Source organism: Vibrio sp. MarTm2 (genome assembly GCF_027587055.1).
Lineage (GTDB): Bacteria > Pseudomonadota > Gammaproteobacteria > Enterobacterales > Vibrionaceae > Vibrio > Vibrio sinaloensis_D.
In genome coordinates this window covers 1-19660 of sequence record NZ_JAPPTK010000012.1, presented here as the reverse complement: position 1 = coordinate 19660, position 19660 = coordinate 1, and the positions used below count along the sequence as shown (strand labels likewise).

The following is a 19660-nucleotide window of genomic DNA, read 5'->3' as shown; positions in this document are numbered from 1 at the left end:
GCCTTGTCACCCATCGAATGTCAAAGTTAGATCAATAAGAGGTGCTCGAAAGCACCTCTTTACGTTGTTTCACTGTTTAGGCTACTGATAAGTGGTAATTAAGCCGTTATCCTCACCAAATCCATTGGGCTTATATTGGTCAGCATGGGGGTCGTTCACCCATTTCTCGTTATCAACGAGATAGCGAAATTCAAACTCGCTGCCCTTTGGAAGTCGAGTCTTAAATTTGTATGACTTCGACTTGACGACTTTTTTCATTTCAGCAGGTTGCCAGCCGAGAAAATCGGCAACAATCGATGCTGTCTTACCTACCTCTGAAGCGGGCAACTCAAAGGTCACTTCCACTTCATCCTTGGTTTTAAAATAGCGCTTATTGATCATCTTTCACTCCCTTAACAACAAACAATAAAATAAAGGCTATTTCAAACAATAAGCAACCTTGGTCATATTTACAACTTGATTTAATCCGCTGGCTGAAATTTACCTTTATTTGATAAGGCAAAAACTCGATGGTTTGGCGCTGTTGGCACTTGAGCCATCGACTGATCAACGCCGTGAGATAAGTACTCAAAACGTATGTTTTCTTGCTCAAGTGTGATGGATTGAAGCACCACTCGATCCCCCAACAGTTCACTATCTTTTAGGACCATACGCTTTAGCGCTCTATCGTAGTAGAAGTACGCGGCATACGTGAACAATCCGCTTCCCTGATTCGAAACCGTCAAGACTGACACATAATCGGTTGCAGAAAGTTGAGTTAACCATTGGATGTTGATTGAAACTAAGCCACGCTCCGCCCCTGCATCGTAATTTCCCGAAGCAACCTGATTGGCCTCATCGTGCTGGTTGATAAAACTAAACGCATGGGTATTTGGCACCTCAACCGTCCATGGATTTGGCGTAGACAAGTCAAAAATGGCTTTAAGGATCGGATCCGCCGTTTGCTGCTGGCTTGGAAACTTAGCCAAAATCTCTTCATCGCTCAAACTGAAGCGATAGATGCCCGCAACAGCCACAATGATAAGCATAACGATAGGTATCAATAAGATAAGTGGAATGGGGAGGCGTCGCTTTTTCATTTTGCTCTCTTTCAGCTCTTAAAGGTGAGTCATGTTACATTACGCGCCCTTCACATTTGACTGATTCTCACTAACTAACCTAAAAATAGTGACATGAGTAGTAGAAACTGGCGGGGATTGGAGAACTCATGAAGAGCGACAAAGTGATTCGAACCGCAGAATGTAGCTGTGGACAAGTTTTTCTCACCTGTAATGGCGACCCAGAAAGAACATCCATCTGTCACTGCTTCGAATGCCAAAAGAGAACAGGAAGCGTATTCGGTGTTCAAGCTCGCTTTAAGAAGGGGCAATTGAAATACAGTGGAGAAATGGCGAGCTATGTGCGTATCGCCGATTCGGGCAATCAGGTTCACTACTACTTCTGTCCGAAGTGCAGTACCACCATGTTGCTCACGTTGTCCTCATGTCCGGATGATTGGATAGTGCCTGTCGGTGTTTTTCATCAGCAGGATTTACCTTTACCCAGTTTTTCAGTTTATGAGGAACGACAACATCAGTGGGTAAAATTTGATTGCCAGATGGAACACGTCCAATAGCGTTTGGTTTTAAACGATATGTTGTGCAAGATCAATGGATACTGCTGTTGCTGACTGCCGCGTAGATCTATAATCAGCGCCTAGTTTCAAGAGGCAGAACTGTGATATCTAAGTTACCAAAATGGGTAGAATATGGAGCATTTCTACTTGCACTACTCGCTGGTGTTGTCAATGCAATAGGATTACTCGGATTCCAACACCAAGCCGTCTCCCATATTTCTGGAACGGTAACACTACTCGGTACCAGTATCGAGGCGTTTGACAGCCAAACGTTTCACCTGTTTATGGTCCTGTTTAGCTTTCTACTTGGCGCGACGCTTAGCGGACTTTTCATAGAGTCGACCGCACTCAAACTCGGACGTCGCTATGGCGTCGCACTCTGCATAGAAAGCGCGCTACTACTCATCGCCTACTGGGTGCTAAAAGAAGGTCACATTAGCGGCCAATACTTTGCCTCTGCCGCATGTGGATTACAAAATGCAATGATTACCACCTTCAGTGGTGCTGTGGTCCGTACCACACACATGACAGGAATCATTACCGACCTTGGCATTATGATCGGTGCACGTTTACGTGGTGAGTATTTTGACTATCGCAAAGCTAAGCTGTTCTTGTTTATCTTTTCGGGCTTCCTGTCCGGTGGCATTGTAGGAGCCAAACTCTTTTCCGTATACGCGATATCGGCGCTACTGGCCCCGATCGCTTTCGCGCTACTTCTCGCATTTAGCTACTGGGGTTACTTGTGGATAAAACGCACACAAGAAGATCGAAGTCACAAATAACATCAAAAACCAAACTTATTAACAATAACATTACAAAAATCCACTATCATGCTCCATAGCAAAACTATCAGTTGAATATTTAACGATTATTAATGAATAGTATTGCAAGGAAAATAAAAAGGCGCTAACCTTGCGCCCAATTGACCGAATATGGATGTTTAGTGAATATATATGCCAGATTGACTGGCTATACTATTGACTAGTAGTAACTCGAGAAATGTAATGTCAGATAATACTCAAACCATTAATCAGCCTAAACCTAAAGGCAACTTTTGGATGTTTTTCATCCCTTCAATCATTGGCTTATTCCTGTTCATGGCGCCTATTAGCTACCAAGGGGATATCACTATCCCCGTCGCAGTATTGGCAAAGAGCATTCAAGCCCTATTTGGAGACTACCTTGTTGGGATGATCACAAGCATCATCGTCTTCATGGCAACGGCATCCTTGCTATGCCGCATCAAAAATCCATCATTCATCGCTAATAACACATTTTTAAACGGCTTATTTAACCCATCTCCACTTTGGCTAGCGGTTCGAGTGGTTGGTGGCCTAGCAGTTGCGATGACTTACTTCCAATTTGGGCCTAAAGCCATTTGGGAAGAAAACACTGGTGGCTTGGTGTTAGAGGGTCTCCTTCCAACGTTATTTTCAGTCTTTATCTTCGCAGGCCTATTGCTTCCTCTATTGCTCAACTTCGGTCTGTTGGAGCTGTTTGGTACGCTCCTAAGTAAGGTAATGCGACCACTTTTCAACTTGCCAGGACGTAGCGCAATTGACTGTATGGCGTCTTGGTTGGGCGATGGTTCAGTGGGTATTCTACTTACCAGTAAGCAGTATGAAGGCAAGTTTTACACGCAGCGTGAAGCCGCTGTTGTGGGTACGACTTTCTCTGCCGTATCAATTACGTTTAGCTTGGTTGTGATCGCTCAGGTAGAACTGGAACACCTATTCTTACCGTTTTACGGCGCTATTTGTTTGGCGGGTTTTGTTGCAGCTGTAATTATCCCAAGACTACCGCCACTGAGCCGCAAGAAAGATACATTTATTGATGGCACGAAACCCCACGCTGAAGCAGATGCGATTCCTGAAGGTCACTCGACATTTTCTTGGGGCATGGAGCTCGCGCTGAAAAAATCTAGCCAAGTAACATCCGTGAAAAGTGTTTTCGGCGAAGGTGTGCGTAATGCCGTTGATATGGTGTTTGGCGTGCTTCCAGTCGTGATGGGCTTGGGTACTATTGCACTTGTCATTGCGGAATACACATCAGTATTCGCTTTCTTAGGCCAACCATTCGTTCCGTTCTTAGAGCTGTTACAAATCCCGGAAGCCGCAGCTGCATCTGAAACGATTGTAGTCGGTTTTGCGGATATGTTTATCCCTGCCATTTTGGCAGCCTCTATCGACAACGAGATGACACGCTTCGTGATTGCGGCAATGTCTGTGACCCAGTTAATTTACATGTCTGAAGTGGGTGCACTGCTCCTAGGCAGTAAGATCCCAGTGAACATTTTTGAACTGTTTGCGATCTTTATTCTCCGCACGCTGATTACTCTCCCAGTTATCGCGGGCGTCGCCCACCTCATTTTCTAACATGAGCGAATCACCTTCGATCAGCCCCTCCTTGTGAGGGGCTCTTTGTAGCATAATCAAAACAGATTTCATTCTGTCTAGGTAACATTGGATTTGTACTACAAACTAGAAAAAGCGATGCGACCACTATTAACTCGACTTATACTTAATGATATAACGGTTAATTAAGGATAATCTCACCCGGAGGGACTATGGCTAAGCTGTTTGGCTTATTTTTTCTCATTGCTAGCTTTCAAGTTATGGGCTCTCAACTTGTTATTCGTATTCCAGAGAAAAGCCCCGTCACTGTTACCCATAAGCAAATTGAATCTAATTTTGAGCCAGTTACGTTCGAGACTAAACTCCCTTGGTTCGAAGGTAGTAGGTCATTTACGGGCTTCAAGGTCACCTCGCTATTAAACTACTTACGCATCACGGATGCGTTTTCTTTGTCGTTTATCGCACTGAATGACTATGCTGCCTCATCTCGAGTTGAAGACATTCTGCAATATGAACCCATCATTGCCTATGAGATGAACGGCAAGAAAATGAAAGTAAGGAATAAAGGCCCTTACTGGCTGCTCTTCAACCTATCTCGCCATCCAGAAATTGATAACGCCTCTTTCCATTCGCAGATGGTGTGGCAAATCGATGAAATCATGATACATAGACGAACTCATGATCAATAACCCGAGCAGCACGCACATATCTCCCCTACTTTCTCGAGCCAAGTTTTTGTTGCTTGTGCTATCCGTTGTTTTGATTGTTGCAAATCTCTATCTACTCACCGCAACTCGGCATTTGGCAGATTCGTATTCTGCAAGACAAAATCAAGCAACTTGGTTTTTGTTTCAGCTTACCAAAGAGTTTTCTGAACTGAGTGCAATCACGCCATTTTCACCACAAAGCACAGAGTATCAAAACCAGACCTTATTGAAATATGAGTTGACTTGGAGTCGCTTCGATCTGCTCCTCAACAGCAAAGAAGCCGATAGCTTTATTCGCCTGCCAGGAGCGAAAAGTTTCTTTGAAACGCTATTTACTAATTTTAAACAGCTTGAGCCAGATCTGGAGCTGATTGATCACTCATACTACGCAGACAAGGTTGGTCAACGTATTTCAAATTTGTACATGTCGATGATCCAATACATCAACACAAACTTCCGGATTCAAAGTCCACTTTATCAGGAACAAATGAAGCAAGCGGAAATGCTGCACCATGCTCAAGTCGCACTCCTGATATTACTGATTATCTCCGCCACTCTCGCAGGTTACATTATCCATTTAGAGGCTAAGCATCATCGCGCGCTTTCTCTTACAGATTCGTTAACAAAAATAAGAAATAGGCTCGCGCTGTTTAATGACCTCAACAAACATTTATTAGAACAAAAACGATTTACCATTTACCTGTTAGACCTCAATGGATTCAAACAAGTCAACGATAAACACGGTCATCAAGTGGGAGACAAAGTACTAAAAGAAGTAGCGGAACGTTTGCGACAGCTCAGATTACCTTGCTATCGAATTGGAGGGGATGAGTTCGCTTTACTCGACTTCGGAGGTTCGAAGAGTGATGTTATCCTTGCCCGGATAAACAGCTGTTTTGGGCAGAAAATATCCATTGATAACGATAACGAAGCGTTGTTAACAACAAGTATAGGCACTGCGACCTATCCACAAGACGCGATACAGATCAACCAATTGATCTCTATCGCAGACAGCGAGATGTATCGGATGAAATTTGAGGAAAAGCAAGCATTGTAAGATCTATATGATTAGCCAAACCAACGCTTATTTACTTAACCGTTTAGACCAACTTAGACATGCCTTTTCCAAAAGCTTGTAACTTTTTCTGAATGCGTCTATGTCCTTACCGATGGGATCTTCTATCTCGCCGACACCAATCCATTGGCCTAACAGCAAAGCCTTAGCTCGAGCGCCACGACCTATTTGAGCCACTTGTTCCAAATGCTCATGTGTCATCACCAATATCAGGTCGCAGTCGTCAATAAGCTCACTTGTCAGCTGTTTTGCCTTATGATTTGAGAGGTCCAATCCGTTCTCTTTCGCGACTATTCGAGAGTTGTTAACAGCAGGATGAGCGGACAAATCATGGTGATCCACAAGAACGCCAGCTGAATCAATAGCGATGCTGGGTAACAGACGACGGAGCAATACCTGAGCTAAAGGAGAACGGCAGATATTCCCCGAACAGACAACAAGCACTCGTTTAAACATCAGGAGACACCTTTACTTTGTTGGTGTGTTTGGAAGAGTCTGTCACTTTCACTGGCAAACTGCCAACCGCGGGCAACACTGCCGTTGCATTGGCGAGGAAAAGAACGAGAATAAAAGTCGCTGCATTTGCCATTGGCTGTAAGTTGAAATCGACACTTATATGAATCAACATACCGATAATTGCCATCATACAACCGAGGGCCACTCCCTTCATCGTTTTACTATGCCTGCTCCGGATGGTATTGAAAGTTCGCCACAACGAATACAGCACAATTGAACCCAAAAGCAAAGTGGCGGGAATCCCCGCTTCTACCATAAATTGAACATAATCATTATGGGCATGATCGTAAAAGCCAATATCTGCTCTAGAGTACATTGGAAAAATCGTATAAAAGCTAGCCATGCCTGTTCCAGTAAACGGAAAGTCTCGGATAATATCCAATGACCATATAACGACCTGATCACGCGACTCAGCATCGAGTGAAGTTTCTACTAATCGTTGCTTCACTTTCTCTAAACCAAACAAAGCACCAACGACGATTGTATCGATAGCAATCACGCTCCCTACCAGAGCAACAAGAGCTTTGGGTTTATGCTTATAGAACAGCAAAGCAATCATTCCGCCAATTGTTGTGGCAGCAAAAAAGGCAGTATTTCCCATTCGAGAACGTGTCATCACCAAAGCGATAACCATTATAACAAGGCACAAACGAAGCAGCATTTTATCGCTAAGTAAGCCTTCAATAAGACGCTTAACAAAGACAAACTTTGAACCGGATTCAGTAGTATGAAGCTGTGAGATGATCAGCCCTAATCCTAGGCAGAGAGACATCATCAAATAGTTTGCTAGATGATTCTTATAGACAAACGAGCCTGTGGCGATTCCATTTTGGCGATAACCAAAGACTGGGCTTTCAACCACGTCAAGCAAAACCATCATTGCAGCATAAAACGCTTGTACGGTTCCGCTAATCACTATAGCAACAACAACTGTTTTTAACCTTCGACTCGAGTTAACCAAGAAAATGGCATTGAACACCAACAATGTGTAGGTAAGGCCTTTAAACAAAGAGACGAGTGACATTCTCGAATCTAACGAAATGAAGCCTGTCGGAGCCTCAACCAATTGGTATATCTCAGAACTTTTGGGCGAAACTAAACTAAGAATTGACCAATCTAAAGGAACAGTTTGAAGGAAGACCCAGAATTGAAAAGCGACTAAGCCAAACACTAGAAGCCCGTAGTGTTTGACATGCTCAAATGGCAAATTTCCTTTGTAGGAGACTATTAATAGTAAGGATTGTAGTGCGACCCACATTTCAGCAATAGCCCATGCCCAGTCGCGATTACTGCCTAAGGGGATAGGTAGCCAAACAATCAATGCGATAAGAGAATAAAAAGTAAACTTCTCGAGTTTATTCATTTAAAGGGGATCCGGAAACGTACTAATGGTGGAAAAGCAGTAGAAAAATAGTGAGACAAAAATTAAAGCCCAGCGGGCGCTGGGCTTTAAGGAATACTAGTTAGGAGAGACTACACCCTCACCACCGCCTCCATTACTACCAACAGCAGGCGCTGAGGGAGGAGCAATAGTTGTGATGGTCTCAGCTGCATTCGTAGCAGCGGTCTCAATACCTGCAGCTGTTGCCTCTGCGATCTGAGTCGGGTCAATACCAGATAGAAGTGCCGCAGTAGTAATGATCTCGTTACTAATACCAGCGTCACGAGCAAACTGAGCTATTTCTTCTGCACGCTCTGGAGCGACAGCAAAAGCGGCTTCAATCGCAACTTGAGGATCCACATTTTCGCTGTTTAGCAACAACGCTAAAATATTGAGCACAAAATCTGGGTTTTCTTGATAAACAGACTGCATAACTTCGCTGCTTGGTGTCTCGCCTAGTTGAGCTTCAATTGTCTTCAATGGTTGAGCTGTTTCAGCTAATACACCTGATGACCATAGCAAGGCAGTTAAGCTGAAAATAGTAATAGGAGTTTTCATGAGTCTTCCTTGGGTTATCTTAACTCTGTAAGACCAAACCGATTATTTGGCACCACTTGACATATGATACTTGGTTTACGCACTACATTTGTTCTCATTAATTGGAATGTAGCGAAAATAAACGCTCTGTTTTAAAGGCAAGCATCAAACTTTAACTTGTTAAACGCCAACATGTTACAAATTCTCTGCTTGCCAGGTGAATAAAATATCATCTTGTTCAACTCAGTCCGATATCTCCAGCTTTTCGCAAGCGTGAGCAGTTGAGTCGTAGCCTCGATTCGCTGTGCATCTTCTACTGACAACCAGTTGGAATATACATAGTCCACATTTAACGATAACGTTGTATATGAATGAGGGCCAAATGCGTTCGACTTCAGCATTCGCGACTCAGATTCTAGTTCGTCGCCGTATGACATAGCGATTTTGGCCAGCTCTACATGCGTGTTCGACCAAGTGGGACGAAGATACGAGCTTGAAACGAACAGTTCATTAGCCAACGAGGTGCTCTCTAAATCATTATTTGCGTAACCTTGCCATCGCAATAAGTGAGCAAAAGCGTTTAGAGAATGGGCAGTAGTAATAAGCACGTTTGATTCTGGTAGCTTCAAAGTAAGCTCTACGTGTCCCAGACTCTCAGCTGAGCTACCTTGAAGGGTATTCACTCTTTTTTCTGCCGCGCCCACATAGAGAGCATTAAATAAGTACCTAACACTCGATGTAAGCAAAACAAACGAAAGCAAAATAAATAATAAAGAGTAAAGCTTACGCATCATCTTTTAGACAATTTTTCTTTGATAAGTAGCCAAGCAAACTTGGAGTTGGTCACTAAGTATCGTTTCCACATTCTACGCGGCTCTTGGATTACCCTGTAAAGCCACTCAAGCCCCGCATTTTGCATCCACGTCGGTGCACGATTAACTTTGCCGGCAACCACATCAAATGTTCCACCGACTCCCATCACAAAGTTAACACCAAGTTTATCTTGCCACTTATTGATAAAGTTTTCTTTCTTGGGTGAAGTAATCGCAACGAATAATAGCTTAGCGCCAGACTCTCGAATTTTATTAACGACAGCTTCCTCATCGTCCCAGAAATAGCCATGGTGTACCCCGGCTATTTTTAGGTTTGGGTACATTTCTTTCATACGCCTTGCCGTTTCTTCAACAACTTCTTGTTTGGCGCCCAAATAAAAAACCGGAAACTGCTGAGACTCAGCCATTGTGTTGAGATTGTGAAACAAGTCGACCCCGGCGACACGCTCAGGTATTTTGTGCCCTAAAAACCTTGCCCCCCAGACAACACCCATTCCGTCAATATTGATGATGTCACACTCTTTAATACTACAAGCAAGAGTATCGTCACTGCGCATATTGACTAATTTGGCGACATTGACGACGACATGCTGGGTAAACAGGTTTTGCCTTACTCTACCTTCAATTTGCGCTACGGTATCTTGCATAGTCGCAGAATCCATTGGGCTATCTAAAAAATTAATTCGTTCCATGTTCTTCACTTGTTGCATTCAAATAATAGGAAAGTGCGTAATACATCCATGCCTGTGTCCAGCGCATATAGTTTATTTTATTGGTATGTGATTTGCTTTTTTGATAAACGAACCGAGCCTCTTCTGGCAAATAGAGTGTATCAAAAGCACGTTCAATAACTTTTTTAACCAAATTCAAATCACTAGCACCGTCGCCTAACTTCAGAAGAGTAATTATTGCTTGCGAAACCGAGTGGGGATCAAGAGGATAAGGGTTGTTGTTGTAATACTTAGCGGTGCCATCACTATCAATGAGGTTTTCACGATAATACTTTAAGCCCTTATCAATTGATTGATCAAACTCATCGGTAGACAGAGCCTGACGAATAATATGTAGGGCCTCAAGATTGTACCCAGTATGAAAACCATCGATAAACTGATGGTGATGCCTTGAGCCATATACCCATGAGCCATCTTCGGACTGCTCGGATACTGACTGCTTTGCTACACGAATAGCAAGGTCACGATACTCTTGGTTGCAGGTTTCCTGCGAAACTACAGCTACCCACGCCGCAGCCCAAAGGCTAGCATTGTGAACAAAAGTGGTTTCTCCAGGGATATAAGCAAAAAATGTTCGATCATCTACTTCGGTATAAAGTGTTTTAACAATAAAGTTCGCAGCATCTAACGCTTGATCTAGAAACCGTTTGGCCTGCTCAGGCTGAGACGACTGAATCTCTTTAGATAGCTTGTAGAGCGCTTGCGCGACATAAATCGTGGTGATGACGTTTGGCTTACCTTTGGGTACGTAGAATGCGCGCGCCTTCCAATCAAAATGATAGCCCCAACAAGCATGTTGCCACTCAGATTTATCACATTGTTGAGTTAACAACCAATTGCCCAAGTCTACCGCATCAAGGAGGAAAGACGCTTCCCCTGTACGTTGATAGTCTTCAATCATTCCCAAAATAAACAAACCAATTCCTTTCGGATTGCGCTTTTGAGGGACACCGAGTACAGGCCTGAAATTAATATGAGATCGTTTGAATACCTGTATCCAAGCAAGACCAAACGTTGTGTCTTTTAAAAAAGGGAAGACATCAAATAGCCTACTATTTAACCCGTCAAAGGGATCATAGCCTGCATATCGAAGAAACTTTGCCGCTTGATGGGTACGGCTCGAAACAGTTTCGACTTGTTTATAAAGTACCATTACTTACTCATTAGTTCTAAATAGATAGCTTCTAGCTCTGGGAAAATAGCTTCCTTACTGAAATTGTTGATGAACTTCGTTTTCGCGGCTGCCGCCAACTTCCCGTTTAACTCTCTATCAGAAATTAACAGTTCCAAATAAGAAGCTAACTGTTCAACCTCCCCAGCTTCAACTAATAAGCCTTCCTCACCATGCTGAATGGCATCAGGAATGCCGCCAGCGGTTGAAGCTACAACAGGAATATTTGCCGACATCGCTTCCAGCACTCCCATAGGAAACCCTTCATTGTAACTTGGCAAACAATAGACATCGGCTTTACTTAACCATAGTTTTTTTTGCTCACCAGCAACCCAACCTAGAAAATCGACATTGTGTGAAATACCAAGCCTTTCAACCTGTTGTTTGAAAGTGTCTATAGCACCATCTCCACCAAGGGTTAAGCGGGCATTAGGATGATTTTTCACCACAATAGCAAAGGCATCAATCAGGTCTTTGACACCTTTTCTTTCACCGAGTCGACCTAAAAATAATATTCGGCCTTTTTCAACATCATTTCGGTTGAGATCTAAAGTTTCAACTGCGTTATACACAACTCGAACTTTAGTAGAATCACTTACTATTGTTGTCATCCATGAATACCATTGTGTTGATAACACAATGACAGCATCAGCTAAATCAAAAGTTGAGCGTATATGGTTTTGCTTTTCAGGTGAACATTCATTAGTGTAAAATTCTTGAAATTCAGCGCCGTGAAGATGGAGTATCGCTTTAGTATTAAACAATTTAACTAAGCGTATTATGAATGCTTTACGTTTATAGCTTCCACGTGAAGCCATATGAATATGAACAACACCAACATCATAGAACATATGTAGCCATATCAACTGTAATAAACATTTAAAGTAAGTTAGGTAAAGCCCAGCTATCCTGCTGCGTCTATGGGACTCTAAAACTATAACGTCGCTCTTTTGAAAAAAACCGCCGCTTTGATACCCATTAAGAACGGTGGATATTCCGCCTTGACCGGAAATACTAGTAGCAACGGTGATGTTTATGAATTTTCTAGTCATTTCTTACCTTTACATTACATATAGCTTGCCTCACCTTTCCATTTCTAGTTCTAGGAATGGAATCGACAATTTTAACGCTTATAGACATTCCATTGCCTAATTTCTCGATTGCATTATTTATCAACCTAGCTTTTTGTTTTTCCGTAAAGTCTTCTATGTTTACTATTGCTAGTATGGTTACTTTGTTTAGTTCATTTTGTACAAATTGAGTTGCTAGAAGGCCAGTAACCCCCTTTGGAATATGATTCAATATGTGGATTTTTTGACCATTCTCTGCAACTAAGTAGTCACCAACTCTGCCTTCGATTTCATCAATTACTGGGTAAACACGACCACAAGGGCACGAATTCTGTTCAGAAAGTATTACATGGTCTCCTGTTTTGTAACGAATAAGTGGATAAAGAGAGTTATTAAAATTTGTCCCTACAATTTCAGCACGCTTTCTTCCATCCTCTAACTTGCCTGCAGGTAACAGTTCTACATACGAATAGTCTGTAAGGATATGATAGTTACCTTCCTCGCAGCTCGCTATTGCAGCAACTCGTTCAAACAGCCCATACCAGTCAAACACTGTACATTTAAATCGCTCTTCGATTAATGCTTTGTCCTCTTTTGAAAGGGATTCCGAAGAAGTCAACACTGACTTTACTTTACCTGGATAATAAGTCTTGTTTTCTTTTAAATACCTTGCAAGAGTGAGAACTGAAGAGGGGTAAGCTTGGATAACATCAACTCCATACTCTACCATTGCATCAATATACATAGGTAGAGCTTGTCGAGTCATATGATATGAAGATAACAATATCATATCTTCGAAATATGAATAACGCCAAAAAGGAGCCTTGCTTTGCTTTATTGGCACAATCATGTCCCCTCGCAACCAGGCCCGCCTATCACCTTTTTCGAAACCTGCCCAGCGTCGTTGCCTATTTGCAAAGGCTCTTTCAAACTCTACAGACTCTTTTGTTTGTTTAATCGTTAAAGGAGTACCTGTAGTCCCACTTGTTTCCCCATTTATTTCAAAGCCTCTATAACGTGTATTTCTAAGACTGTCATATCCATTTTTAACCACTGACTTATCGATAGTTGGAAATTGTGACAGTTCAGCCCCGTACGCCTTATAAAATGAAGTGTTATTGACTGCATTTAATAATGTGGACTTTAATCTACCCTCGGAATAATTCTCCAAAATAGCATTATTTCTCTCATGCGACTTTAGCTCTTCTTCTAAGTACCTAGCTCTCTTGCTGTCGCGTAGAAGCTTCTTGACCAGTGAAAAAACAGATACATAGATATTCTGCAGGATAACTGGCAAATTTACATAAATTTTATTTGTGTACATTTTCAGTTCTATAAATCTCAGTCATAGTTTTAAATTTAACCCCGTAATCATGTGACTTTCTTATAATTTTCTGTAAAGGCGAAAACAATGAGTAGTCCTTAGGGTGGCCTATTAATACTGTTGCATAATTATTTCTATTTATTGAAATGCTAAAAAAATTTTTTACTTGTAGGCCACTTGACAAACAAACATCAAAGTTTGAATTTGCTGAGGCTTTACCTGAAATCGGAGGTTCATTTGAAGTCAGATCTCTTCCCCCAGACAGCATCTTATGTTTTCTATTTTTCAAATTTGAATAAAGTCTAGCGATGCTTAACTTTGAAAATATAGAACTAGATGAAGTCACTAAAGGATATTCAACTAATCCGTTTGATAACTGGAATGGTTTAGCACTAGACACATTAGAATAATCAAACGCAGACAATTTGGTATTAGTTACGTATCCAGGACACAGTGATGAATCATAAACTATACCTGCATCCTTGAGGGCTCTGTATGTCGATTCACCAAAACCTAGATTATAGCCCCCGGCCCTAAAGCCAATACATTCATAGTTGGATGAGTAAACTTTCAGTAGTTCTTCCAAATAAGCTTTGCCTTGGATTAACAAATCTAACTTAGAAGGTTGACCGTTACACTCGTTTCTTTCTGGCAGTGATGAAAAGCGCCAATAATCGAAATTAAGCCTCCAAGAGTTGTCACGATAGACGGCTCCAAACCATTGTGGATGGAGATGTAATTGCAAATCATGCCCCTCTCTTAACATCCTAGCGAGTTGGGCAGATATGGCGTTCGCTTCCTCTTGGTATCGCTGGTTGTTTAGATAACAATTAGCTCTATCAATGATTGCTTTGACTTCAAGCTGTTCGATAAAAAAAGTTGCTTTAACATCAAACTGATAAAGCAAGTCCAATATTTTATTAGTAGGATCAACAAGGTGCTGAAACACACACCCCTTACCACTGCCAAATAATTCGTAATCAAAGGTTAAACAGTAACTTAACGACATTGTCTGTTAACTCCCTTTGAGAACAACACCCTAACTTTAGAAACTAAGTTTTCAGAAGAAATAGAATAACTGACAAAGTCATGAGCATGAGTAATTAGCATCACCTCCGGGCAATATTTATCAATAAAGTCCTTTGATTGGACAAGAGGGATATCACCGTGATGATAATAAGTATCAATGCCATGGGTGCCACTAAAAGTTTTGACTTTACCAGTAAGCTTGTCGCAACTATATAAATAGTCCTTCTTAGGTTCAAAGATATCTTCTACCATGTGCAGCAAAGAACAATTACGAACACCTAATCCGATTGATTTAGCATTTTGCAACTGGCTGAACTTATAATAGGGACTACCCGCATCATAAGGATATTCGCAGTGTTCATGACCTTCAGATATCTGTTTCGCATTTTTTCCCCATACTGCAACTGCCTTAATGGGGTGAATACTAACCTCGACATCTTTAGATTGACTAAAAACCTGTGCGAGAACGCCAGTGGAGCAAATAACTGTATTCGGATCAAATATGCGACCACTATCTAGCCAATGTTTAGATAACCCTGGAGGATAAAATGGCATCACAATATGTCCATTTTCTCCCACAGTTTGTCTAAGCAGTTCGATCAGATCTGCAGGGCTGAAGTTTGCATTCAAGGAGCCAAAGCCACAATGCACAATCAAAGAATCTCCCTTTTTAATACAAAGTTCGTTAACCAAAATATTGCGCATATCAACCAAAGTCGTTTTGACATTACCTCTTTTCCCTCTTTTTAGTCTGTACTTATATTTTCGTAAGAGTTGAAACAATGAGGAAGACTTAAAATATGCTATCATTTATAAAGATTCCTTCTATTTATACCTAATTTATTCGTAAAGTAAGGAGGTTAGCTAACGCGAGTTTTAGGGGAGCCCACCAATAAAAACTGAACTCTATTTACCAACTTGTGGTATAGGATACGTTCATCGTATCAACATACAATCCCTCACTCCGAAAGCCTTTCTACCAAACCAAAACCATCAACAATTTAAAAAACGTATTTAAAATACTTAAATCGGTACTTTAACAAAATAACCCCCCCCCCCAAAGAAGAAGCTAAGATACAAGTAAAAACTACTAAAAAGACGCTTGAGATAGAAAGAAATGAACCTAGAAAGTCCAGTAACATAATATGAAAAAAATAAATAGACGATGAGACTACAGATAAACTTGGCCAATCGCATGGAGCTTTCATCTTCAGCAACTGCAAAAAAATCAAAGGACAGAGGGGAAGGAGAAAAAATAGCAAGTCCCTGTTTACTTGCTGTTTACCAAATGAAAACCAAAAACTTTCCATAATTAAGCCAATTAACAAAGCATAAATATAAGGTTTCAAGTTTATATTACCTACCTTTTCAACCCATCGTTCTTTATTTATAAGAAAGCCAAGACAAAAAAATGGAAAAATAAAAAACAAAAAATTCCTCGACAACAATAAAGAATATTTTTCAATCAGGTAATGGTACTCTTCGAGACCGGATAATTTATAAACAAACCCATACTGAATAGACAAGCCAACAGAAAATAGTAAAACGATCATACACAACATCACTATGGTATTAACCCTTCTGAGTATAACTAGCAATGCTGCTGCAAACATCATGGCAGGTAGATACCATAGGTGATAATATCCAATAAATATTAACCCCATAAAACCTAACATTGAATATTCATTTTCCAACCATAAGTGCGAATAAACTACCTGCCAAAACACGTATAAAATGAACACTCTCTTAAACCAGCCAGTGTTGTTATCAATGGTGTAAAAAAAATAATACCCAGATACAAGAACAAACAATGGCACTGCAATCCTAAATATAGAATTTATACTCATATCATAAGCTATACCACTGATTTCAATAGGATTAATACCATGAATCGCTACGACCATACAGGCTAACACAACTTTAAAAAGGTCAATTATTAAATTTCTTCTCATCAAAACTTCCGTCTTTCTTCGTCATAAAAATGACTCATGAAAAAAAGGCTCAATACTAGGGCTACTATCCCATCTGGGTACGTGAATCCATATGTTGTAATACATGTTAACCAAACAGAGAATATAAATGCTAGAACCCCTAATTGAACCGCTTTAGCAGGCCTGTATAAATTGTCATCCAATACGCTTCGATACATTCGATGTAAAACTAAGAGCTTCATTAACACCCATAGACAGCCCACGAGGCCAAAGCTAACAAGTAACGTGATTAAACCACTATCGTTAGTTTGAAGGAGCAATGCCCTTTCTATTTGAGCTTCACTCAAACCGGACTCATCAATCACAAAATTAAACAACTGAGCCGCGTAACTAGAATGGACAAATCCAGGACCAAAGATAGGGTTATCAAAAAATGCTTCAAGCCTTTGAGGGTTTTCAGAAAATCTATACACAAAATTACCCTCATGACTACCTACTTCTGAGAAAATACTACCAATTCGATAAATTATAAAATCACCTCCCTGGTAAAGGATAATCGGCGTTAATATAATAGAAGTGACCACAACATAGTTAATTAGTTTTCTCTGACTATCTCTATTAGAATAGATATATATCATTAACACCCCTAATAAAGAAGCAATCCAATACGTCCTTGTATAAGAAAGTAAAATGGAAATAGCTGAAGTTGTCAACAAAACCAAAAATATACTACGATATTTTGGCAACGAATCTGATATAAATAGAGCTAGTGTCACAAGCATTGTCAATAGTGCATAGAAATATGCAGGAATATAAACTCTAGTCACTCCCCCTTCTAAGGTGGTAATCAAAGTATTACCAGTCAACTCAAAGCCAGAAATCTGTAGAATGAGGAATAAAAACTGGACTATAACTATACCGGACAAGAAAGCTAACAATATTACAACGTTCTCTCTTGTCCTAAAAAACTGGAGAAAATAAAAATAGGTTAATAAATATAGATACGCTCTTCCAACCTTAATAGTAGATATGAGGGGAACGCCAAATTTAATAGTCGTTAGAAAAAACTGAAGGCAAGTCAATAAAACGAATGCTAACACAATGATAGAAAAAATTTTCTCGCATTTGGATCTTGGATAGTAGATGCCATTCTGAATGACATTCAAGACATAAACTATTATGAGAAAGAGAAAAAGTAGGTCATTGAATTTAAGAACACCAGGAATTCTAATAAATGTTTCAGGATTAACTAATCCTACAAACTGGACGCTAGACAGAATAAAGATGTATGCGAGTAGCCTTGGATACCTAACTAATACAAAACAAAAAACAAATAGAAATGGAATGATTAGCGCGAAAATGTTTACTGTAACCGAAAAGTATACTACGTAGGTTACTAATATTGGTGATAACGCTAAAATAAGTTTATGATTATACCTACTGTTTATCATCGCTAGAAACCATCTTGTAAAAGCGTTGCGATACTGCCGGCCAATTATAGTAACTAGCCACGGCATTAATTCCAGCCTTCGACGCCACCGTATAAGTTTGAGGTTCTTCCAGATACTCCTTGACCGTATTTACTATGGCGTCAGGATCTCCCAATTGTACAACCTTGCCTGCACCGGTTTGACATAATATATCAGGCATACCATCAACATTAGAGGCAATACAAGGCACTCCAACAGACATAGCTTCCAATAAAACTAAACCAAATGCTTCATAAGAAGAATGGATCATAAAGAAATCTGCCTCTCGATAAAGCTGTACTAGTTTTTCTTTATCATATATGCGACCAAGGTAAGTTACGTTAGGTATGTTTACCCCTGGGTTTACTCTTGGTCCAACAATAGATAATTTCGTTTTTATTCCTGCATGGTTTAGCGATTTAATGCTCGCGACAATTTCATTACCACCTTTCGCGATAAATTGCTTGCCAACAAACAAAACTTTGATTGTTTTATTAAGATCCAACTCTTTCGTTTTTGCTTCAAAATTTAATATGAGATTATTCCCATAACCTATATTATGTAACTTAGTTTTGCTGACCCCATAAAACTGATTCAAAGATTCTTTAATATAGAGACTAGGGACAGCTATTCCATGCGCTCTTTGATATAGCGCTGTTTCAAGTTCATACCAATCAAAAACTAAACGATCATTTGGAGGGATAAGAGGACGTATTGCTTGTCTTTGTTTTCTGGCAGCGAGTTCCATTGTATAGTCTGTCAAAATGTAAAAACAAACATCTGCCTTAAAATACGCTAAAGCATTAAAAGTACCAGAAACCTGAATAATACTCGCATAGTTTTCCAATTTCTTTTTTTTGAGAACATCTGCACACCATTTGCTTTTTAACTTGAAAGCCCAAGGTGTTTTTTGCAATAAGTTATATTTCCTCTCAGCTTTAACAACCCATTTCTTATAGTTTGGTGAAAATGTAGTAATAATAGAAAAAAAATAAAGCCGCCAAATTTTAGGTATTTTATGCTCCTCTATAACAACATCCAGAGGTATAAATTCACTAAATAGCTTATTAGTCACCCCAGAAAAATCCACACTAAATAACAGTATTTTCTTACTCACCGATTAACTCCTCAATTAAGTTTCTCAGCTTTTTATAGTCATAACTATGATCAAAACGCTGTACGAACTTCTTGTTATTTAGAGCCCAATAATCACGGTTAGAAAGCACTGTGTTGACTTTTTCTACCCATAATTCTGAATTGTAGATATCTTTTACTATGAGCTCATCACTAACTACTGTTTCAGGTAGTCCTCCACGGTTGGAAACAATAACAGGCACACCAAAAGATGCGGCCTCAACTGATACTTTTCCAAATGCCTCTTGCCAGATTGATGGTACTAAAAGTATTTTTGTCGTAGTATAAAGCTCCTCAATATCATCAAAAAATGGATGATAAAGCACATTTTCCACTTGTTTCTTATTAAAATTTCGACCAACTACTCTGAATTGTACATTAGGCATTTTTCTAGCTATATCCAAGAAGATAGAAATTCCTTTTACCTCTCCACTACCTACCATTGTTATGTATTTGCCAGCATTATTTTTAGTCGAGTATTTATTTTTCACTTCTGTAAAAGGATAGATAGTAGTAGTAGTATTAGAACATATATTTTTTATTTCCCTTTTTATATACGCGGAATTAACGACCACATGATTGCAATGGTTAAGCGCCTTAAGATTCCTACTTTTATGGAATAGGAAAAAAGGTACATCTAGCAATTTCCTTACTCCTCTAAGAAACTTTCCTTTAAAAGTATTCTTTTTTCCGTAATCAACTCTTCTGTTTAGACTAAACTCTTCGTGTACATAATAAACTGAATCTTTGTTTTTATCGATACAGGCGTTAATAGCACCGATG

General features: G+C 40.1%; 21 protein-coding genes. 5 read left to right on the top strand and 16 right to left on the bottom strand.

Annotation, left to right across the window (positions count from 1 at the left end; translation table 11 throughout):
* Positions 1–81 precede the first annotated feature (81 nt).
* Both OH458_RS18300 and OH458_RS18295 read right to left on the bottom strand, forming a co-directional pair.
* Positions 82–381 carry an isoamylase early set domain-containing protein gene (locus OH458_RS18300; protein ID WP_005470189.1) on the bottom strand — a complete coding sequence of 100 codons (300 nt, stop codon included), beginning with the start codon at positions 379–381 and terminating at the stop codon, positions 82–84.
* A gap of 80 nt (positions 382–461) precedes the next feature.
* Positions 462–1079: a hypothetical protein gene (locus OH458_RS18295; RefSeq protein ID WP_269979372.1), complete on the bottom strand. Its 618-nt coding sequence runs from the start codon at positions 1077–1079 to the stop codon at positions 462–464.
* A 128-nt stretch (positions 1080–1207) separates the two neighbouring features.
* On the opposite strand from OH458_RS18295, the gene OH458_RS18290 reads away from it, so the two are divergent.
* The 5 genes from OH458_RS18290 to OH458_RS18270 all read left to right on the top strand — a co-directional run bounded on the left by OH458_RS18290 (position 1208) and on the right by OH458_RS18270 (position 5733).
* The gene (locus tag OH458_RS18290; protein ID WP_269979371.1) at positions 1208–1615 is read left to right on the top strand and encodes a GFA family protein; all 408 of its coding nucleotides are present in this window, start codon (positions 1208–1210) and stop codon (positions 1613–1615) included.
* 101 nt (positions 1616–1716) lie between these two features.
* Complete coding sequence (locus tag OH458_RS18285) at positions 1717–2397, top strand: YoaK family protein (protein ID WP_269979370.1); 681 nt, start codon at positions 1717–1719, stop codon at positions 2395–2397.
* A gap of 222 nt (positions 2398–2619) precedes the next feature.
* Positions 2620–3990, top strand: coding sequence for a YjiH family protein (locus tag OH458_RS18280; RefSeq protein ID WP_269979369.1), 1371 nt, complete (start codon positions 2620–2622; stop codon positions 3988–3990).
* A 191-nt stretch (positions 3991–4181) separates the two neighbouring features.
* Positions 4182–4658, top strand: a complete 477-nt coding sequence (locus OH458_RS18275) for a molybdopterin-dependent oxidoreductase (RefSeq protein WP_269979368.1) — start codon at positions 4182–4184, stop codon at positions 4656–4658.
* Positions 4648–5733, top strand: coding sequence for a GGDEF domain-containing protein (locus OH458_RS18270; protein WP_269979367.1), 1086 nt, complete (start codon positions 4648–4650; stop codon positions 5731–5733). The genes OH458_RS18275 and OH458_RS18270 overlap by 11 nt, the downstream gene beginning before the upstream one ends.
* Before the next feature lie 27 nt (positions 5734–5760).
* Here the strand turns inward: OH458_RS18270 and OH458_RS18265 are convergent, their stop codons facing one another.
* From OH458_RS18265 to OH458_RS18200, 14 genes are all read right to left on the bottom strand, one after another.
* Complete coding sequence (locus tag OH458_RS18265; protein WP_269979366.1) at positions 5761–6207, bottom strand: low molecular weight protein-tyrosine-phosphatase; 447 nt, start codon at positions 6205–6207, stop codon at positions 5761–5763.
* Entirely contained in the window at positions 6200–7630 is a 1431-nt protein-coding gene (locus tag OH458_RS18260; RefSeq protein WP_269979365.1) for an O-antigen ligase family protein, read from the bottom strand. The genes OH458_RS18265 and OH458_RS18260 overlap by 8 nt, the downstream gene beginning before the upstream one ends.
* 96 nt (positions 7631–7726) lie before the next feature.
* Positions 7727–8206: a hypothetical protein gene (locus OH458_RS18255; RefSeq protein WP_005470081.1), complete on the bottom strand. Its 480-nt coding sequence runs from the start codon at positions 8204–8206 to the stop codon at positions 7727–7729.
* Positions 8207–8337: 131 nt separating this feature from the next.
* Positions 8338–8868 carry a hypothetical protein gene (locus OH458_RS18250; protein WP_269979364.1) on the bottom strand — a complete coding sequence of 177 codons (531 nt, stop codon included), beginning with the start codon at positions 8866–8868 and terminating at the stop codon, positions 8338–8340.
* A 107-nt stretch (positions 8869–8975) separates the two neighbouring features.
* Positions 8976–9710 carry a WecB/TagA/CpsF family glycosyltransferase gene (locus OH458_RS18245; RefSeq protein ID WP_269979363.1) on the bottom strand — a complete coding sequence of 245 codons (735 nt, stop codon included), beginning with the start codon at positions 9708–9710 and terminating at the stop codon, positions 8976–8978.
* Positions 9697–10902: an aspartate-semialdehyde dehydrogenase gene (locus OH458_RS18240; RefSeq protein WP_269979362.1), complete on the bottom strand. Its 1206-nt coding sequence runs from the start codon at positions 10900–10902 to the stop codon at positions 9697–9699. The genes OH458_RS18245 and OH458_RS18240 overlap by 14 nt, the downstream gene beginning before the upstream one ends.
* Positions 10902–11972 carry a glycosyltransferase family 4 protein gene (locus tag OH458_RS18235; RefSeq protein WP_269979361.1) on the bottom strand — a complete coding sequence of 357 codons (1071 nt, stop codon included), beginning with the start codon at positions 11970–11972 and terminating at the stop codon, positions 10902–10904. Before OH458_RS18235 ends, OH458_RS18240 begins: the two co-directional genes overlap by 1 nt.
* Positions 11965–13314: a phenylacetate--CoA ligase family protein gene (locus OH458_RS18230; protein ID WP_269979360.1), complete on the bottom strand. Its 1350-nt coding sequence runs from the start codon at positions 13312–13314 to the stop codon at positions 11965–11967. The genes OH458_RS18235 and OH458_RS18230 overlap by 8 nt, the downstream gene beginning before the upstream one ends.
* Positions 13301–14323 carry a hypothetical protein gene (locus OH458_RS18225; protein WP_269979359.1) on the bottom strand — a complete coding sequence of 341 codons (1023 nt, stop codon included), beginning with the start codon at positions 14321–14323 and terminating at the stop codon, positions 13301–13303. Before OH458_RS18225 ends, OH458_RS18230 begins: the two co-directional genes overlap by 14 nt.
* Entirely contained in the window at positions 14314–15153 is an 840-nt protein-coding gene (locus tag OH458_RS18220) for an AAC(3) family N-acetyltransferase (RefSeq protein WP_269979358.1), read from the bottom strand. Before OH458_RS18220 ends, OH458_RS18225 begins: the two co-directional genes overlap by 10 nt.
* 191 nt (positions 15154–15344) lie before the next feature.
* Positions 15345–16295: an acyltransferase family protein gene (locus tag OH458_RS18215; protein WP_269979357.1), complete on the bottom strand. Its 951-nt coding sequence runs from the start codon at positions 16293–16295 to the stop codon at positions 15345–15347.
* On the bottom strand, positions 16295–17140 hold the full coding sequence (locus OH458_RS18210; protein WP_269979356.1) for an O-antigen ligase family protein: 846 nt from the start codon (positions 17138–17140) through the stop codon (positions 16295–16297). Before OH458_RS18210 ends, OH458_RS18215 begins: the two co-directional genes overlap by 1 nt.
* Positions 17141–17711: 571 nt before the next feature.
* Positions 17712–18860: a glycosyltransferase family 4 protein gene (locus OH458_RS18205; protein ID WP_269979355.1), complete on the bottom strand. Its 1149-nt coding sequence runs from the start codon at positions 18858–18860 to the stop codon at positions 17712–17714.
* Positions 18853–19660: glycosyltransferase family 4 protein (locus tag OH458_RS18200; RefSeq protein WP_269979354.1), on the bottom strand; the 808-nt coding region annotated here is incomplete at its 5' end. The genes OH458_RS18200 and OH458_RS18205, both read right to left, overlap by 8 nt.

Coding starts and splice junctions, on each gene's coding strand:
- OH458_RS18290 (WP_269979371.1), top strand. CDS start 1,208: ATGAAGAGCGACAAAGTGATTCGAACCGCAGAATGTAGCTGTGGACAA.
- OH458_RS18245 (WP_269979363.1), bottom strand. CDS start 9,710: ATGGAACGAATTAATTTTTTAGATAGCCCAATGGATTCTGCGACTATG.
- OH458_RS18230 (WP_269979360.1), bottom strand. CDS start 13,314: ATGTACACAAATAAAATTTATGTAAATTTGCCAGTTATCCTGCAGAAT.
- OH458_RS18215 (WP_269979357.1), bottom strand. CDS start 16,295: ATGAGAAGAAATTTAATAATTGACCTTTTTAAAGTTGTGTTAGCCTGT.
- OH458_RS18265 (WP_269979366.1), bottom strand. CDS start 6,207: ATGTTTAAACGAGTGCTTGTTGTCTGTTCGGGGAATATCTGCCGTTCT.
- OH458_RS18235 (WP_269979361.1), bottom strand. CDS start 11,972: ATGACTAGAAAATTCATAAACATCACCGTTGCTACTAGTATTTCCGGT.
- OH458_RS18225 (WP_269979359.1), bottom strand. CDS start 14,323: ATGTCGTTAAGTTACTGTTTAACCTTTGATTACGAATTATTTGGCAGT.
- OH458_RS18300 (WP_005470189.1), bottom strand. CDS start 381: ATGATCAATAAGCGCTATTTTAAAACCAAGGATGAAGTGGAAGTGACC.
- OH458_RS18280 (WP_269979369.1), top strand. CDS start 2,620: ATGTCAGATAATACTCAAACCATTAATCAGCCTAAACCTAAAGGCAAC.
- OH458_RS18220 (WP_269979358.1), bottom strand. CDS start 15,153: ATGATAGCATATTTTAAGTCTTCCTCATTGTTTCAACTCTTACGAAAA.
- OH458_RS18270 (WP_269979367.1), top strand. CDS start 4,648: ATGATCAATAACCCGAGCAGCACGCACATATCTCCCCTACTTTCTCGA.
- OH458_RS18240 (WP_269979362.1), bottom strand. CDS start 10,902: ATGGTACTTTATAAACAAGTCGAAACTGTTTCGAGCCGTACCCATCAA.
- OH458_RS18295 (WP_269979372.1), bottom strand. CDS start 1,079: ATGAAAAAGCGACGCCTCCCCATTCCACTTATCTTATTGATACCTATC.
- OH458_RS18275 (WP_269979368.1), top strand. CDS start 4,182: ATGGCTAAGCTGTTTGGCTTATTTTTTCTCATTGCTAGCTTTCAAGTT.
- OH458_RS18260 (WP_269979365.1), bottom strand. CDS start 7,630: ATGAATAAACTCGAGAAGTTTACTTTTTATTCTCTTATCGCATTGATT.
- OH458_RS18255 (WP_005470081.1), bottom strand. CDS start 8,206: ATGAAAACTCCTATTACTATTTTCAGCTTAACTGCCTTGCTATGGTCA.